This window comes from Oleiphilus sp. HI0067, assembly GCF_001635735.1.
On sequence record NZ_LWFI01000416.1, the window covers coordinates 1 to 861 of the forward strand.

Sequence of the window (861 nt, forward strand, 5' to 3'; positions counted from 1 at the left end):
TCGCCGAGTGTCGTTGAGTAACTGTCTTGATAAGGGGCACCCGCAGAACCATCTTGGTTGCCGATACCGTCATTAAGCACAGACTGAACTTCGCTTGTTGTGTTTTGGGTATTAAAACCATCTGTGAACAACAATGTATAGTTTTTCTGACACTCACTGGTTATAGGGCCGGTTGTGCTCTTGAACTGATTGCGAGCATGATTCAATGCGCTACGCAGTGGTGTACCGCCCGCATTCACTCGCGTGTAGTGCTCGTCTAAGAAGGTACCAAGTTCAGTCCCTACACCAACATCTTTCATTTGTGCAGAACCAACAGTACGTCTGTTATTAATCCAGAACATGCCTGTTTTAATACCATTAATACCCTGAACCGCTGCTGCTAAGCCACCACGCATTGCTTGGTGACGACGACGATAATATTGGAACCAATTCGCGAAGTTTTGCTTTTCTTCCAATACAGTACGTGTAACGCCCGCACCGTTAATAAATGCCTCACCATCAGCTTGCGTTTTACCAATCTGATAGCGCGTGAGACAAGCACCGTCGAAAGCAAGCGATCTTCCAGATTCAATCAATGAGTCAGAACCTGAACTCTCTCCAATACGATATCTTTCAGGATTACGCGCAAACTCAAGATAGTGAGAAGGTGTTGATGCCGAACACTCTCGACGATCACCTAATGCACTAGGATCCACCAAAGTCATTATTCCTGTTGGCGTATCTGTATTCGAAGTAACAAGGATTTGATCCATCAAGGTACCACCTTCACGGTATGCGACCTCAAGCTCATAATTACCAGCAGTGAGATTCGCCTCACCCCACTTGACCCATCCCCAAGTATTATTTGGCATATTATTTTGC

1 protein-coding gene is annotated in these 861 nt (G+C 45.6%); it reads right to left on the minus strand.

Going from position 1 to position 861, the window contains the following annotated elements:
- A partial coding sequence (locus A3739_RS29365; RefSeq protein WP_197472058.1) for a VWA domain-containing protein occupies positions 1–861 on the minus strand: 861 nt, incomplete at both ends.